The organism is Rhizobium sp. USDA 4016, from assembly GCF_056279705.1.
Genome location: NZ_JBWCCY010000004.1, coordinates 2,945,385 through 2,959,041, shown reverse-complemented (window position 1 = coordinate 2,959,041; position 13,657 = coordinate 2,945,385). Strand labels below are relative to the sequence as shown.

11 protein-coding genes, 1 tRNA gene and 1 pseudogene are annotated in these 13,657 nt (G+C 61.3%); 7 read left to right on the top strand and 6 right to left on the bottom strand.

Annotation, left to right across the window (positions count from 1 at the left end; genetic code table 11):
• The first annotated feature begins 40 nt into the window (after positions 1-40).
• The gene (locus ACZ9DP_RS30325; RefSeq protein WP_476204510.1) at positions 41-3,502 is read left to right on the top strand and encodes a chromosome segregation SMC family protein; all 3,462 of its coding nucleotides are present in this window, start codon (positions 41-43) and stop codon (positions 3,500-3,502) included.
• A 403-nt stretch (positions 3,503-3,905) separates the two neighbouring features.
• Positions 3,906-6,578: a pyruvate, phosphate dikinase gene (gene ppdK, locus ACZ9DP_RS30320; RefSeq protein ID WP_476204508.1), complete on the top strand. Its 2,673-nt coding sequence runs from the start codon at positions 3,906-3,908 to the stop codon at positions 6,576-6,578.
• Here ppdK and ACZ9DP_RS30315 read toward each other — a convergent pair.
• On the bottom strand, positions 6,566-6,835 hold the full coding sequence (locus ACZ9DP_RS30315; protein ID WP_476204507.1) for a hypothetical protein: 270 nt from the start codon (positions 6,833-6,835) through the stop codon (positions 6,566-6,568). The genes ppdK and ACZ9DP_RS30315 overlap by 13 nt on opposite strands.
• Before the next feature lie 87 nt (positions 6,836-6,922).
• Entirely contained in the window at positions 6,923-7,312 is a 390-nt protein-coding gene (locus ACZ9DP_RS30310; protein ID WP_039844224.1) for a hypothetical protein, read from the bottom strand.
• 221 nt (positions 7,313-7,533) lie between these two features.
• Here ACZ9DP_RS30310 and ACZ9DP_RS30305 point away from each other — a divergent pair, with 221 nt between their 5' ends.
• On the top strand, positions 7,534-8,439 hold the full coding sequence (locus ACZ9DP_RS30305; protein ID WP_476204506.1) for a DUF1499 domain-containing protein: 906 nt from the start codon (positions 7,534-7,536) through the stop codon (positions 8,437-8,439).
• Between the two features lie 9 nt (positions 8,440-8,448).
• Here the strand turns inward: ACZ9DP_RS30305 and ACZ9DP_RS30300 are convergent.
• The 4 genes and pseudogenes from ACZ9DP_RS30300 to ACZ9DP_RS30285 all read right to left on the bottom strand — a co-directional run bounded on the left by ACZ9DP_RS30300 (position 8,449) and on the right by ACZ9DP_RS30285 (position 11,811).
• Positions 8,449-10,142: pseudogene (locus ACZ9DP_RS30300) on the bottom strand (SDR family oxidoreductase).
• Positions 10,139-10,591 carry a thiol-disulfide oxidoreductase DCC family protein gene (locus ACZ9DP_RS30295; protein WP_194729172.1) on the bottom strand — a complete coding sequence of 151 codons (453 nt, stop codon included), beginning with the start codon at positions 10,589-10,591 and terminating at the stop codon, positions 10,139-10,141. The pseudogene ACZ9DP_RS30300 and the gene ACZ9DP_RS30295 overlap by 4 nt, the downstream one beginning before the upstream one ends.
• Positions 10,588-11,511, bottom strand: a complete 924-nt coding sequence (locus ACZ9DP_RS30290; protein ID WP_476204505.1) for an MBL fold metallo-hydrolase — start codon at positions 11,509-11,511, stop codon at positions 10,588-10,590. Before ACZ9DP_RS30290 ends, ACZ9DP_RS30295 begins: the two co-directional genes overlap by 4 nt.
• Positions 11,512-11,514: 3 nt before the next feature.
• Positions 11,515-11,811 carry a cupin domain-containing protein gene (locus ACZ9DP_RS30285; protein ID WP_194729174.1) on the bottom strand — a complete coding sequence of 99 codons (297 nt, stop codon included), beginning with the start codon at positions 11,809-11,811 and terminating at the stop codon, positions 11,515-11,517.
• Between the two features lie 163 nt (positions 11,812-11,974).
• On the opposite strand from ACZ9DP_RS30285, the gene ACZ9DP_RS30280 reads away from it, so the two are divergent.
• From ACZ9DP_RS30280 to ACZ9DP_RS30265, 4 genes are all read left to right on the top strand, one after another.
• Positions 11,975-12,049, top strand: a tRNA-Gln gene (locus ACZ9DP_RS30280).
• A 217-nt stretch (positions 12,050-12,266) separates the two neighbouring features.
• Positions 12,267-12,758: a hypothetical protein gene (locus tag ACZ9DP_RS30275; protein ID WP_476204504.1), complete on the top strand. Its 492-nt coding sequence runs from the start codon at positions 12,267-12,269 to the stop codon at positions 12,756-12,758.
• 70 nt (positions 12,759-12,828) lie between these two features.
• On the top strand, positions 12,829-13,239 hold the full coding sequence (locus ACZ9DP_RS30270) for a hypothetical protein (protein ID WP_476204503.1): 411 nt from the start codon (positions 12,829-12,831) through the stop codon (positions 13,237-13,239).
• A gap of 15 nt (positions 13,240-13,254) precedes the next feature.
• Positions 13,255-13,650: a hypothetical protein gene (locus ACZ9DP_RS30265; RefSeq protein WP_476204502.1), complete on the top strand. Its 396-nt coding sequence runs from the start codon at positions 13,255-13,257 to the stop codon at positions 13,648-13,650.
• The last annotated feature ends 7 nt before the right edge of the window (positions 13,651-13,657 follow it).

The window sequence follows — 13,657 nt, the reverse complement described above, 5'->3', positions numbered from 1 at the left end:
GTGCGCCCGTTTTTTGTTCTGCGCGCCGTGAGGGCGCCGCATGAAGTTCAACAAGCTCCGCGTTATCGGCTTCAAATCCTTCGTCGAGCCGACGGAATTCATCATCGAGCGGGGCCTGACCGGCGTTGTCGGGCCGAACGGCTGCGGCAAGTCCAATCTTGTCGAGGCGCTGCGCTGGGTGATGGGCGAGAACTCGTACAAGAACATGCGCGCCTCCGGCATGGACGATGTGATCTTCTCCGGTTCGGGAAACCGCCCGGCGCGCAACACGGCCGAAGTCGCGCTCTATCTCGACAACAGCGAGCGTATGGCGCCCGCCGCGTTCAACGACAGCGACGAAATTCAGGTGACCCGCCGCATCGAGCGCGAACAGGGTTCGATCTATCGAATCAATGGCAAGGAAAGCCGTGCCAAGGACGTGCAGCTTCTCTTCGCCGATGCCTCGACCGGCGCGCGCTCGCCGTCGATGGTCGGGCAGGGGCGTATCGGCGAGCTGATTTCGGCAAAGCCCCAGGCCCGCCGCCAGTTGCTGGAAGAGGCCGCCGGCATTTCCGGCCTGCATTCCCGCCGTCATGAGGCCGAACTGCGGCTGCGCGCCGCCGAAGGCAACCTCGAACGCCTTGATGACGTGACCTCGCAGCTTGAAGGCCAGATCGAGAGCCTGAAGCGCCAGGCGCGTCAGGCGAACCGCTTCAAGACGCTGTCTGCCGAAATCCGTGCGCGCGAAGCCACACTTCTGCATATCCGCTGGGTGCAGGCGAAGGAGGCGGAAGCCGAGGCCGACAGCGCCCTTAACCACGCGACCGTCGTCGTTGCGGAAAAGGCCCAGATCCAGATGGAGGCCGCAAAGGCTCAAGGGGTGGCCAGCCTGAAGCTTCCGGAGCTCCGCGAGAGCGAGGCGCGTGCCGCCGCTGCCCTCCAGCGGCTGCAGATCGCAAAGTCGCAGCTCGAGGACGACGCAAACCGCATCCTGCGCCGCCGCGACGAACTGACTCGCCGCCTGGCGCAACTCGCCGAGGACATTCAGCGCGAGGAGCGGCTGGTGTCGGACAATGCTGCGATCCTTTCGCGGCTCGATGCCGAGGAGGCGGATATTGCGGAGATATTGGCCGATTCTGGCCGCCATGCCGACGAACTGCGCGAGGCTTTCGAAGGTGCTGCGGCAAAGCTTGCCGACAGCGAGCGCGTTTTCGCGGCGCTGACCGCCGAGCGCGCCGAAGCTGCCGCTGGACGCCATCAGCTGGAACGGGCGATCCGCGATCTCGCAGACCGCAAGATGCGCCTCGAACGGCAGATGAACGAAGCAAACCGCGAGTTCTCCAGTGTGGCTGAAAAGATCACTGCGCTGCCCGATCCCGATGAAAAGCGGGCAGTGGTCGAAGCTGCGGAGATGGCTGTCGCCGAGGCCGAAACGGTGATCCAGGCGGTCGAACAAGCGCTCTCCGCAGCGCGAGAGACCGAAGCGCTTTCACGCGCGCCGGTCGATCAGGCGCGCTCGAAGCTGAATGCGCTGGAAACCGAAGGCCGCACGATCTCGCGCATGCTTGCTGCGGGTGCGGCGGCAGGGCAATTCCCGCCGGTTGCCGATGAGCTCCGCGTCGATCGCGGCTTCGAAACGGCCTTGGGCGCCGCACTCGGCGACGATCTGGAATCGCCCCTTGATGCGAAGGCGCCTGCCCACTGGTCGGGAAATGGTGATGGCACTTCCGATCCCGCACTGCCGGCCGGTGTCGTGCCCTTGCTGAACCATGTCGGCGCGCCGGCTGCACTGACGCGCCGCTTGAAGCAGATTGGCCTCGTCGCCGATGGCGACGCGATGCGGTTGATGAACGACTTGAAGCCCGGCCAGCGCCTGGTGACGAAAGATGGCGCCGTCTACCGCTGGGATGGCCATGTGACCGGCGCCGATGCGCCGAGTGCCGCCGCTTTGCGCCTTGCCCAGAAGAACCGCCTCGGCGAGCTGGAAAGCGAAGTTTCGCTCGCTCGCGATGTTCTGGCTGAAGCGGAGGAGCGGCTTGCCATGGCGAGCGAAGCCATTCGCGGCGAGGAACGCAAGCTCAACGAAGCCCGTGACATGAGCCGCCTTTCAGCCCGTCATCTTGCCGAGGCGCGCGACGCGCTGGCTGCCGCCGAACGCGCCTCCGGCGATCTCATCCGCCGTCGCGACGTGGTTGCGGAAGCCGTCAACCAGCTCCAGTCGCAGCAGGAAGACCTCGCCGTTCAGGAAGAGACCGCGCGCATCGAGCTCGAGGATGCGCCGGATCTCACCGCACTCGACGACCGGCTGCGCATGCAGCAAGCCGAGGTCGCGACCGATCGCGGTCTTGCGGCCGAAGCGCGCGCCCGCCACGATAGCCTGAACCGCGAGAACGAGGCTCGCCAGCGCCGCATCATTGCGATCGGCCAGGAGCGCGAGACCTGGCGCCAGCGCGCCGCAAGCGCCGAGGATCACATCGCGACTTTGCGCGATCGCGAGGAGGAGGCACGCGAGGAAGCGGCCGAACTCGAAATGGCGCCGGATGAATTCGAGGACAAGCGCCAAGCGCTGCTGAACGAATTGCAGAAAGCAGAAGCCGCCCGCCGTGGGGCCGGCGATCTTCTCGCTGCCGCCGAACTCGTGCAGCGCGAAGCCGATCATAAGGCCGCCACCGCGCTTTCCGAACTTGCCGAAAGCCGCGAGCGCCGGGCCCGCGCCGAAGAGCGCCTCGTCTCTGCGCGCGAGAAGCGGCAGGAGAGCGAAAGCCGAATCCGGGAAATGCTCAATGTTCCGCCACATGAGGCGTACCGTCTGACAGGCCTGCAGGCTATGCAGTCCATTCCCGACTTGCGCGAGGTCGAGCGTGAGCTGGAGCGGTTGAAGATGGAGCGCGAGCGCCTCGGAGCCGTGAACCTCCGCGCCGAGGAAGAGCAGAAGGAACTCACCGAAAAGCTCGAGGCGCTGATCAGGGAGCGTGACGACGTCATCGACGCCATCCGCAAGCTACGCGGCGCGATCCAGAGCCTCAACCGCGAGGGCCGCGAACGCCTGATCGCCGCCTTCGACGTCGTCAACGGCCAGTTCCAGCGCCTCTTCACCCATCTTTTCGGTGGCGGCACGGCGGAGCTTCAGCTGATCGAATCCGATGATCCTCTTGAGGCGGGCCTCGAAATCCTCGCCCGCCCGCCCGGCAAGAAGCCGCAGACGATGACACTGCTTTCGGGCGGCGAGCAAGCGCTCACGGCCATGGCCCTGATCTTCGCCGTCTTCCTCACCAATCCGGCGCCAATCTGCGTGCTGGACGAGGTGGATGCGCCGCTGGATGATCACAATGTTGAGCGCTATTGCAATCTGATGGATGAAATGGCGGCCTCGACCGAGACCCGATTCGTGATCATTACTCACAATCCAATCACCATGGCGCGCATGAATCGACTTTTTGGTGTAACGATGGCTGAGCAAGGTGTATCGCAGCTTGTTTCCGTCGACTTGCAAACCGCCGAACGCCTTCGCGAAACGGCCTGAAAAATAAGCACTTTCATAAATACCCAAAAAAGGTCACGTCCCAAAGGGCGCGTTAACCCAATTGGGTGATGCTCTTTTTCCAGAATTGAATTAGAAGTTGTTTCTAGATGGCGGACCTGAGATGCGGGCTTATGCGCATGTTGGATCGACCGGGTGGCATACCGAATAAGGGCAGTCGGATTTTCCCGGTTTAACGTACCCCCCGTCCAGTTTCCTGGCTGGACGGAAACAAGGCTTTGCGGGACGGTTGTTGCAGTCCCGCAAAGCTTTTTTTCTTCCCAATTCCAATCAATCGGTTCGAAACGGCGCGCATCCATTGTGCGGTGCAACATTTCGCCGTATTTGTCGATTTTCATTTCAGGACCAAGGGAATAAGCTGGTCCTGATTTTGATCGGGGGGAAGATGACCAAACTGGTCTATACGTTCGGCAACGGGCAGGCGGAAGGTCGCGCACGGGACCATGACGTTTTGGGCGGTAAGGGCGCCAATCTGGCCGAGATGTGCAGCCTGGGCCTGCCGGTGCCGCCGGGCTTCACCATCGTCGCCGATGCCTGCAGCGCTTATTACACGCTCGGCAGACGGATCGATGCCGGCCTGAAAGATGAAATCCGCCGCGGACTGGAGACGATCGAGAAGGCGACTGGCCGGCAGTTCGGCGCAAAGGACCGGCCGCTGCTCTTGTCCGTCCGCTCAGGCGCCCGCATTTCCATGCCGGGCATGATGGATACGGTTCTCAATCTCGGCCTCAACGACGAAACCGTGCAGGCGCTGGGACATGATGCGGGCGACGCCCGGTTTGCCTGGGATAGCTACCGCCGCTTCATCCAGATGTATGCGGATGTCGTCATGGGCCTCGATCACGAAATTTTCGAGGAGATCCTGGAAGACCAGAAGGCGCGTCTCGGCCATGAGCTCGAAACCGAGCTGACAGCCAGCGACTGGCAGCATGTCGTTTCGCTGTATAAGGAGCTGATCGAGGAGGAACTCGGCGAGGAATTTCCGCAGGATCCCGAAGAGCAGCTCTGGGGTGCCATCGGTGCCGTCTTCGCAAGCTGGATGAGCGCGCGAGCCGTCACCTATCGCCAGCTCCACAACATTCCGGGAGGCTGGGGCACGGCCGTCAACGTCCAGGCCATGGTCTTCGGCAATCTCGGCAATGCGTCGGCAACCGGCGTCGCCTTTACGCGCAACCCCTCGACCGGCGAAAGGTCGCTCTACGGCGAATTCCTTGTCAATGCGCAAGGCGAAGACGTGGTCGCCGGCATCCGCACGCCCCAAAGCATTACGGAGGAGGGACGCATCAACTCCGGTTCCGACCGTCCGTCGCTGGAAAAGCTGATGCCAGAGGCTTTCGAGGAACTCACCCATATCTGCATCGAGCTCGAAGCGCACTACCGCGACATGCAGGACATCGAATTCACCATCGAGCGCGGCAAGCTCTGGATGCTGCAGACGCGCTCCGGCAAGCGCTCGACAAAGGCGGCGATGAAGATCGCCGTCGATATGGTGGATGAAAAGCTGATCACCGAAGAGCAGGCGGTGCTGCGCATCGAGCCGTCAACGCTCGACCAGCTTCTGCACCCGACGATCGATCCGCGCGTAGACCGCCAGGTGATAGGCACCGGATTGCCGGCTTCGCCGGGGGCTGCGACCGGCGCGATCGTCTTCACCGCGGAAGAGGCGGTCGAGGCGGAGGAGGAGGGCCGCAAGGTCATTCTGCTCCGCGTCGAAACGAGCCCGGAGGATATCCACGGCATGCATGCCGCAGAAGGTATCCTCACCACGCGCGGCGGTATGACCAGCCACGCCGCGGTGGTCGCCCGCGGCATGGGCGTCCCTTGCGTGGTCGGCGCCGGAACCATGCGCATCGATCTCCGCAACGAGCGCCTTATCGGTGTTGGCGTGACGCTGAAAAAGGGCGACATCATCACCATCGATGGCTCGGCCGGGCAGGTGCTGAGGGGCGAGGTTCCGATGATCCAGCCGGAGCTTTCCGGGGATTTCGGCCGCATCATGGGCTGGGCCGACAGGCTCCGCCGCATGACGGTGCGCACCAATGCCGATACCCCCGCCGATGCGCGCGCTGCGCGTGCCTTCGGCGCGGAGGGTATCGGCCTTTGCCGCACCGAACACATGTTCTTCGAAGGCGAGCGCATCCATGTCATGCGTGAGATGATCCTTGCCGAAGACGAGAAGGGCAGGCGTGCCGCGCTCGACAAGCTGCTGCCAATGCAGCGGTTGGATTTCACCGGCCTCTTCACCGTCATGCACGGCCTGCCGGTGACGATCCGCTTGCTCGATCCGCCGCTCCACGAATTCCTGCCGAAGACCGAGGAAGAGGTCGTGGATGTCGCGGCTGCCATGGGCATGGAGGCGGCCGCACTCCGCCAGCGTGTCGATGCGCTGCACGAATTCAACCCGATGCTCGGCCACCGCGGCTGCCGGCTTGCCATTTCCCATCCCGAAATCGTCGAAATGCAGGCGCGCGCCATTTTCGAGGCGGCTATTGCCGCCGCGCAGGAAACGGGGGCGGCCGTCGTCCCGGAAATCATGGTGCCGCTCGTCGGCCTTCGTTCGGAATTGGATTATGTCAAGGAACGGATCGACGCGGTTGCCGGGGAGGTGATGACCGAGGCTGGCATGAAGATCGATTATCTCGTCGGCACGATGATCGAGTTGCCGCGGGCAGCCCTGCGCGCGCACAAGATCGCCGAGGCCGCCGAGTTCTTCTCCTTCGGCACCAACGACTTGACGCAGACGACCTTCGGCATTTCGCGCGACGATGCCTCCTCCTTCCTCCCGACTTACCAGCGCAAGGGGATCATCGAGCACGATCCTTTCATCTCGCTGGATTTCGACGGCGTCGGCGAGTTGATCAGCATCGCTGCAGAACGCGGCAGGCGCACACGCAACGACATGAAGCTCGGCATCTGCGGCGAGCACGGCGGCGATCCCGCCTCGATCCATTTCTGTGAGACAATCGGCCTCGATTATGTCTCCTGTTCGCCGTTTCGCGTGCCGATTGCCCGGCTCGCGGCAGCTCAGGCGGTCATCAGCAACGGTCAGCGGCGGTAATAGCGCGGATAGTAGATCGGCCGGGTGAAGTCGTCGAAGTTTTCATCTGCCTGCGCGCGAAATGCCCGCGCGTCGGCGCGCCTGTCGAGATCAATGCGCTGCAGGCAGGTGGCAAACGCGTCGGTGCCGCGCCTGAAGCCGTAGCTGAGGCATTGCCGCTCGTTGGCAGCCCGCTGTTCTTCCGGCGTGAGGGTCTGGCAGGCCGAAAGGCTGATCGCGATGGCGGCGAGGGACAGGGAAAGAGCGGAAAGACGCATAGCACATTCTCCGATGCATGAACCGGTCGCCAGACAAGAGGCGATTTGCCGGCTCACGTCAACAAACATCGGAAAACGCGGCTGAGTTCAGATTCGTTCCAGCACCTCGATGAAGGCATCGGCGAACTGCACGAGATGTGCGGTCTCCTGATCCGGCGCCTGCACGCGGATTTCCGAGCCATTGGTATCGAGAACGGCAAGCACGACACGCATTTTGGTGCTCGCCGACGGGATGCGCAGAACCGCGATGCGCCGGCAATCCTCGATGAGCCCGGCTGCCGGAAGATCGAACAGGAATTCGCCGTTTGCATTGGCGGCAGCCGCGCGCACGGCCTCGCAGAAGCCCTCTTCGCCGCCGTCGTAGCCTTCGAGCGAAAGCTCGAGCTCAAGAAGCTCCATCGGCAGGAAGGACTCGGATGGATCGCTTGCGCCAAGCGATGATGCCTGTGGTCTTTCGGTTGTTTCCGATGAAAGCATCACTCTTCTCCTGATCCTTCCCGTTATCGGCAAATCCGCCGGAGCCGTCTTTTTAGTGACATATCAGATGTTACTTATTAAAGCCACCACCGCCTTTTGGTGGATTGCGGCCCCTGCGCGGAGACAACAGTTTCAATTTAGGCGAATCTTGCCATAAACAAGTGTGGGTGCTTCTTGCGCCCTCGCAGGCGGTTTGCGCCCGTGAATAACCGGTAAGTTTGATGGCCATCCGCTTTGACCGCCCCGTTTCCAATTCGGCCCGCTTTTCGCGGCGCTTCGGGGCGTTTGCATTGGTCCTCTGGGTCGCGGTGCTGGTCGCGCACCGGTTCGGCGGGCTTGCCACGCCCTATCTCGTGCTCCTGCTGCTTGTCTCCATCGGCTTTGCGCTGCTTGCCGCCATGCTTGCGGCCGTCGGTCTCAGAAGCCTCTGGGCGACCGGAGCGGAAGGCGGCCTCGATGCGTTGAAAGCGCTGATCTTTGCGATCCTTCCCTTGGGTTTCGGCGGTTTTATCGCTGAGCGCTATTTCACGCTGCCGGCCATCTATGACGTGTCGACGGATGTCGTTTCAGCGCCAGACTGGCTTTCGTCGCCACATGCCGATCAGATCTGGATGAAACGCAATCCCGACGTGTCGCCGCAGGAGCGCGAACAGCAGCTCCTCGCTTATCCGGAACTGACCGGCCGGCGTTATGAAGGCGCGATCGACCGCGTGCTCGAAGCGGTCAGGAAAGTGGCGAAGCTGGATGGCATCACGATCACCGGAAGTGCCGGCGAAGGCGAACCGGTCCGCGATCTCGAGGATGCGCCGGCAAGGCCCCAGCCCGATGGCGATGCTGTCGCCGAAGCGCCCGATCAGGTTCCCGTTCCCACGCCGAGGCCCTATGAGGATGATGTCGCAAAGCTTATTCGCGACGCAAACGGCGTGACGCTTCAGGGCGAAACCCGCACGCTCATCACCGGCCTGCACTTCGACGTCGTCATCCGGCTGCGCGAAGAAGCCGAAACCACTTTCGTCGACATCCGCGTCGCCTCCCGCTACGGCCAGCACGACCTCGGCTTCAGCACCGAAATCGCCGACCATTATCTCGAAGCCCTCGATATGGAATTGCTGGGCATTGCGGGGTAAGACGAAGGCTCAACCGCCTTCTTCTTCCAGCCATCCGGCATACCTCACGATCAGCCCGGTCAGCGGCCCGCCGACCTCCACATGAAAATGGAACCGGCTTTCGCGCTCCTCCTCGTAGATATCGCCGCCGGGCGCTAGCACCAAAGGCAGGGGGATGCCGAAAAATCGCCAGCCGCGAACGACGAAACGGAGCTTGGCGCCATCCGGGACCACAGCCATGAGAATCCGGAAAGGCCCGAAATCTTCAGCGAGCAGATGCGCATCGCGCCCATGGCCCTCCAGTTGTACGCTGCGAAACTCTGCACCGCCGAAATCGCGTGTCCAGAACTCTATTCTGCCTTTGGTGGTGAAACATACGCGGACCGCAACATCATCCTGCGCTTTCGGAAAGCCCACGGCGGCAGCGATGATCGAGCCAGGAAGCCGGTCCCGCGCTCCACGCGTGCACGGCCGGAGAGCCTGTGCCCGCCTTCGCTTGTGTCATGCGTGGCGGCAATTGCACGGGGCAGCCGTTCCCAGGCCGAGCCGAGCAGGCGCCGGTAGAGAGGCAGGTCCACCTCCCGGCCGAACGTGGCGCGTGCCGTGTAGATGGCGAAACGCTCGAAGCATCTTTCGAACGCTTCAAGAAGAAATTCGCCGGCCGCCGACCGCGCACCATCGGCCGGTCGATTGCCATTCGCCAGCTTTCGGATCATGGCCTCCAGCCCGGTGACAGGGATGAACGGCCCGTCATTGCCTTCCGCGACCAGATGCCAGCTTGCTTCGAGCGGCTGGCCGGCCCGATCCGATCCCGAGGCGCGGACGAACATGCCGCCCCTGTGTTCGCCGGAGGCGAGGAGCTTGCTTGCCCGATGCATCAACGGGGCAAATGGCAGCAGCGAGGGAAGAAGCTTGAGCCGCACCAGTTGCGCCGTTGCGGCCAGCAGCCGTTGCAAGCTCTGCGGCTTTGTTGCCGCACCGGTGAATATTGATGACAGGCCTTCGAACCGCTGAGGCAGAAGATCGAGGTCCGGTGCGTCAACCAGTCTGAAACGTCCGCTTTTGAGCGGGATGCATCCCGGCGGTGCGACCGTCACCCGATGCCATTCGATCAGCCCAAGGCCGGTCGCGGAAATGCCGTTGCGAAGGACCGGCACGGGCTTTCCGGCATAGCTCGCAATCGCCCGGATGACGTTGGGGCCGATGTCGGCATGCGGCGAGGGCGCGATACCCGATGAAACATGGTCGATCCGCGAAAAATCCTGTGCCAAACGGTCGAGCGCGGCAAAGGAGAGAGCCGGAAAGCTGCTCAGCCCCGACAGAACGAATATGCCTGCCGCCCGCGCTTCCGCGTCGAGCTCTGCGATCCCGCGGACGAATTCGCGGCTGTCTGCCAGATCGGCGTAGTCGATGCCGAGAGATATGCAGGCTCTCGGCACGCGATAGGTGTCGCCGCCCATCGTCTGAAACGGTCCGGAAGCGTCTACGGTCACGGTGGGCGCGACCGCTGACAGCTGCTTGTAAACATCGCCGTTGCGGTCGAACTCCACCGGCTCCTTGCCGGCTTTGCCGCCCAGGCTGGACACGAAAGCAACCGCCTTGGCAAGCGAACGTCCTCCAATCAGCAGGCAGAAGCGCTCGTCGTCGCAAAGAAGCTGCGACAGCCTGGCGCCGAAGGTGCCATAGCCGCCGATGATGAGAATGCGAAGTGCTGCACCGCTCATCCCAGGAAGCGGCTCCGTTCCTCGGGCGAAGGCACATAGCAGGTTGTCCGGCGCCCGGCGATCTTCAGGCGGTTTCTGGCGACGAACTCATAGAGCCGGTCGGCAAACGGGCGCGGCAGGATGTAAAGGATACTGACGAGCGACCAGGGAAAGCCGAGCCGGGCAATCATGCGGATCGAACCCTCGGATTTGAAATGCGCGCGGCCGTCTTCGAGCAGGATATTCGTCTCGTAGTGCCGCTCATCCAGGCCGTAGTGCCGGTAAAGTGCCGTGCCGAGCGGCGATTGCGCGGCAAGGAAGCGGTAACGCCCGGCCTTGTCGTGCTTCAGCGCAAATTTCACCCAGCGGGAGCAGAAGACGCATTCGCCGTCGAAGATGATGAGCGGCTTGTCGTCCGGAAAGGCCGGAACAGCGGCATCGCTCCGATAGCTATAGTCATTCCGTCTCATCGTCCCTCTCCAGCAGACAGTTGATACGCCCCGAAGAGCGAAGGCGGTCCGTCCGCCTGCACGATGCCGCGTTCCACCAAGTCCTCGATATGCGCGAAGACTGAGAGTGCCGCCGCGCCGTGCAGCCTGGGGTCTGTGTCGCGGTAGATCACCTTCACCATGTCGGGGATCAGCCGGTCGCCCGCCTTAATCCGCTCCACGACGGCGCGCTCGCGCATGCGCCGGTGCGTCTTCAGCGCCCGCATGAAGGAGACGGGACGTTTCACCGGCCCGCCATGGCCCGGTAAAAGCAGGTGGTCGCGGCGTGCGATAAGCTTGTCGAGCGAGGCCATGTAATCGGCCATCGAGCCATCCGGCGGCGCAACGATGGAGGTCGCCCAGGCCATGACATGGTCGCCGGAAAAGAGGATGCCGGTGCCTTCGAGCGCGAAAGTCGCGTGGTTTGCGGCGTGTCCCGGTGTCAGCACCGCCGTCAGCGCCCAGCCGTCACCCTTGATGGTCTCGCCGTCGCCAACCGAGATATCCGGCACGAAACGCGTATCGGAGCTTTCGGCAAAGGGATTGTCCTCGCCGTCATAGAGCGGCCTTGCTGCGCGGTGCATACCTTCGCCGACGGTGACGGCGCCTGTCTCTTTCTGCAACTTCGCGGCAAGCGGCGAGTGGTCGCGATGCGTATGGGTGATGACTATATGCGTGACCGTCCGGCCGTTGAGCGCCTTGATCAGTGCCTCAAAATGCGCCTCGTTCTCAGGCCCCGGATCGATGACGGCGACGGATGAGGTACCGACGATGTAGCTGTTGGTGCCGTGGAAGGTGAAAGGGCTCGGATTGTTGGCCGTGATGCGCTGGACCCCCGGCGCAACGTCCACCGCGCGGCCATAGTGAGGCTCGAAGGCAAGATCGAATGTCGGGCTGGGCATGGTTTACTTGTATTCTATCTCGATAAAGGACATCGGCTCGCTTCCGGCATTGACGACATTGTGTTCCGCGCCCGCCTCGCGCCGGTAGGCAGCACCCTTGGCCACGTCGACGCGCCGGCTGCCATTCCGATCCTCGAGCAGGAATTTGCAATCAGTCATCGGCACGACGACATAGCCGAGCCCGTGGGTATGCACGCCGGTATCCGCGCCCGGCTCGAAATCCCAGCGCGTGATGCGCACCACGGCATCGTCGAGAAGAAGCGTCGCAAGGGCAGGCGGGCGGGCACGGTACTGGCTCATCATCTCTCCTGAGACTTTGATCGGGCGAACCAAGACGTAGCACGGCGCAGGAAGAAGCGCACAGAAATATGCCGGAAGCGCAAGTTAGTGATTGTGAGGCGGCCGGACCTTTGCTAATCAGGCCTCGCTTCCGGCAAAGCGGGTTTCCGCTCTCAAGCTGTGGTGGGGCGTCGCCAAGCGGTAAGGCACCGGTTTTTGGTACCGGCATTCCCAGGTTCGAATCCTGGCGCCCCAGCCAATCTACTTTTTATCAATTAAAACAGTAACTTGTGTTGCATTAGGGATTGCTAACCGTAACAGTTTTCCGTAGTAGGCTTCCGTATCATTGTCACACGACATCGCGCCATTGCTCATTGGCCCACACCGAGACATGATCGGGGCGTGGGCAAAGTCGAGGACGATTCGACGGTAGACGCCAGAGAAATACAAACGAAGGCTCAGAGAAAAGAGCGCCTATGTATCCGTTGCTAGATCACGAAGACTTCGCAAAGAGCCGAAAAGCGCTCATGGCCACAGCGGCGTTTCTACTTCTAATTAAGCATCTTCAAATACTCGGTGACAACATCACCGTTGCCGGATTGACATTCAAGATTGATAAAAACGTAGTCATTGGGTTTGGGAGCTTATTCCTTGTGTATTTCACGTATGTCTTCCTGATACGTGCCTCGGAACAATACTTCTCTGATAGACTCAAGGAAATTCTGACTAAGCTCACGAACCTCCTAGAAGATATAAAGGCGGTCCACCAGGGGAATGAGTCGGTTAAGGAAAGTATTGAGATGGAAATTAGAACGAGTGAGTTCATTTCTAAAGTTACAACCATTTCAAACAAACTTCGGCTGACTGTGATGCTTGCTCTTGAGATCGGCCCGCCAATTCTATTGGCACTTTATACTGCCTATACGGTCGACGCTCTGGCTTCCATTTCTTCCTTCATTAAAATTTGAGAGAGCTGCCTCTCTTGTTGCGAATCCGGTTGCATGTTACGTGCATTGCGCAACCTGAAAGGGGTAAACAATGAAGGCATTTTCGCTAATCGTTCCGGAAGACACCGCCGTTTCTAAGGAGGCGACCCGCTATAGAACCCAAGAGGCACTTGAGCTTTCCATTGCTGCCGATGATGCAAAGCACGCTTTGGCTCTCGTGGCGCGTTTTTTTGCAACGAAGTTGGGTGGTTACGCTGCTCCTGAGTTCGAAGATCATTTGCAGGAACGAGAAATGGCAACGCTACTGTGCGCGCAACTTCAAGAGGCTGCGGGTCTGGTCGGTTCGATACGCATCGTAGGGGCTATAGAAATTCACAATAAAGAGGGATTGAAGAATCTCTTTGTGTTGGCGCAAGAGGGAGAGCGCGAACGGATTGTCTATCTGAAGGAGAACGCACCCGATGCTTGGGGGTTAGCAGAACTTATCGAGCGGAAGTTCTAGCTAGAGGGTGAAGTTATGAACGTCAGGGCTTGTATTGCCTTCTCCACGCTGGTGCTGTCCGGCTGCGTCACTCAAGAGCAGATGAACAAGATATATGCCTCTCAGCGGCCCGCTACGGCGGCTGAAAAGGCCGCTATCGTGAGCGCGGCGCGTGATTATCTTGTTGATCCGTATTCCGTGCGTGATGCCGAAATTTCGGACGTGGTTACGCTGGCGAATACCGGCCTTGATGCCGTGTGCGTCAAGGCCAATGCGAAGAACCGAATGGGCGGGTATACAGGGCGCACCGCGACTTCGGTGCGGCTATCGAAGGGTAAGCCGGTCGGCACGCTCGACAACGCTCCTGCCTGCCTTGATGATCAGATGCGCTATCATCCGTTTCCGGAGCTTGAAAACCTAAAGAATTTGTAGGCAAGAC

Bases quoted from the DNA above. Each gene is read 5' to 3' on its own strand.
- ACZ9DP_RS30325 (WP_476204510.1), top strand. From the start codon at position 41: ATGAAGTTCAACAAGCTCCGCGTTATCGGCTTCAAATCCTTCGTCGAG.
- ppdK (WP_476204508.1), top strand. From the start codon at position 3,906: ATGACCAAACTGGTCTATACGTTCGGCAACGGGCAGGCGGAAGGTCGC.
- ACZ9DP_RS30315 (WP_476204507.1), bottom strand. From the start codon at position 6,835: ATGCGTCTTTCCGCTCTTTCCCTGTCCCTCGCCGCCATCGCGATCAGC.
- ACZ9DP_RS30310 (WP_039844224.1), bottom strand. From the start codon at position 7,312: ATGCTTTCATCGGAAACAACCGAAAGACCACAGGCATCATCGCTTGGC.
- ACZ9DP_RS30305 (WP_476204506.1), top strand. From the start codon at position 7,534: ATGGCCATCCGCTTTGACCGCCCCGTTTCCAATTCGGCCCGCTTTTCG.
- ACZ9DP_RS30295 (WP_194729172.1), bottom strand. From the start codon at position 10,591: ATGAGACGGAATGACTATAGCTATCGGAGCGATGCCGCTGTTCCGGCC.
- ACZ9DP_RS30290 (WP_476204505.1), bottom strand. From the start codon at position 11,511: ATGCCCAGCCCGACATTCGATCTTGCCTTCGAGCCTCACTATGGCCGC.
- ACZ9DP_RS30285 (WP_194729174.1), bottom strand. From the start codon at position 11,811: ATGAGCCAGTACCGTGCCCGCCCGCCTGCCCTTGCGACGCTTCTTCTC.
- ACZ9DP_RS30275 (WP_476204504.1), top strand. From the start codon at position 12,267: ATGTATCCGTTGCTAGATCACGAAGACTTCGCAAAGAGCCGAAAAGCG.
- ACZ9DP_RS30270 (WP_476204503.1), top strand. From the start codon at position 12,829: ATGAAGGCATTTTCGCTAATCGTTCCGGAAGACACCGCCGTTTCTAAG.
- ACZ9DP_RS30265 (WP_476204502.1), top strand. From the start codon at position 13,255: ATGAACGTCAGGGCTTGTATTGCCTTCTCCACGCTGGTGCTGTCCGGC.